Source organism: Aminicella lysinilytica, assembly GCF_004362975.1.
GTDB classification, from domain to species: Bacteria; Bacillota; Clostridia; order Peptostreptococcales; family Anaerovoracaceae; genus Aminicella; species Aminicella lysinilytica.
Window position 1 is genome coordinate 1 of sequence record NZ_SNXO01000072.1, and the last position, 1460, is coordinate 1460.

The 1460-nt window shown below is 56.7% G+C and carries 1 other annotated feature (running past one end of the window).

Annotated elements, in window-relative coordinates:
• Positions 1 to 1460 (forward strand) — a sequence feature (most likely nonfunctional fraction of RNA operon); it runs 2666 nt beyond the window's last position.

Below are 1460 nucleotides of genomic sequence, written 5' to 3' on the forward strand. Positions count from 1 at the left end.
GTGGACAGCGGCGGACGGGTGAGTAACGCGTGGGCAACCTGCCCTTCACTGGGAGATAGCCGCGGGAAACTGCGAGTAATATCCCATAATGCAGCATATCTACATGGATAAGCTGCCAAAGATTCATCGGTGAAGGATGGGCCCGCGTCTGATTAGCTAGTTGGTAAGGTAGCGGCTTACCAAGGCGACGATCAGTAGCCGGCCTGAGAGGGCGGACGGCCACATTGGAACTGAGACACGGTCCAGACTCCTACGGGAGGCAGCAGTGGGGAATATTGCACAATGGGCGAAAGCCTGATGCAGCGACGCCGCGTGAGGGAAGAAGGCCTTCGGGTCGTAAACCTCTGTCCAAGGGGAAGAAAAAAATGACGGTACCCTTGGAGGAAGCCCCGGCTAACTACGTGCCAGCAGCCGCGGTAATACGTAGGGGGCAAGCGTTATCCGGAATTACTGGGCGTAAAGAGTGCGTAGGTGGCTGCTCAAGCGCGGGGTTTAAGACAACGGCCCAACCGTTGTCCGCCCCGCGAACTGGGTAGCTTGAGTACAGGAGAGGAAGGCGGAATTCCTAGTGTAGCGGTGAAATGCGTAGATATTAGGAGGAACACCGGTGGCGAAGGCGGCCTTCTGGACTGTCACTGACACTGAGGCACGAAAGCGTGGGTAGCAAACAGGATTAGATACCCTGGTAGTCCACGCCGTAAACGATGAGCACTAGGTGTCGGGTACGTGAGTATTCGGTGCCGCAGCTAACGCATTAAGTGCTCCGCCTGGGGAGTACGCACGCAAGTGTGAAACTCAAAGGAATTGACGGGGACCCGCACAAGCAGCGGAGCATGTGGTTTAATTCGAAGCAACGCGAAGAACCTTACCAGGGCTTGACATCCCTCTGACAGATCGGGTAACGCTGATCTTCTCTTCGGAGCAGAGGTGACAGGTGGTGCATGGTTGTCGTCAGCTCGTGTCGTGAGATGTTGGGTCAAGTCCCGCAACGAGCGCAACCCCTACTGTCAGTTGCCATCATTAAGTTGGGCACTCTGACGGGACTGCCGGGGATAACCCGGAGGAAGGCGGGGATGACGTCAAATCATCATGCCCCTTATGTCCTGGGCGACACACGTGCTACAATGGCCAGCACAGAGGGAAGCCAAGGAGCGATCCGGAGCAAAACCCCAAAGCTGGCCCCAGTTCGGACTGCAGGCTGAAACCCGCCTGCACGAAGCCGGAGTTGCTAGTAATCGCGGATCAGAATGCCGCGGTGAATGCGTTCCCGGGTCTTGTACACACCGCCCGTCACACCATGGAAGCCGGGGGTGCCCGAAGTCGGTCGTCAAACAGACTGCCTAAGGCAAAACCGGTGACTGGGGTGAAGTCGTAACAAGGTAGCCGTATCGGAAGGTGCGGCTGGATCACCTCCTTTCTAGGGAGACATGATTACTGTCTATGGGTTATCTACATGGGCA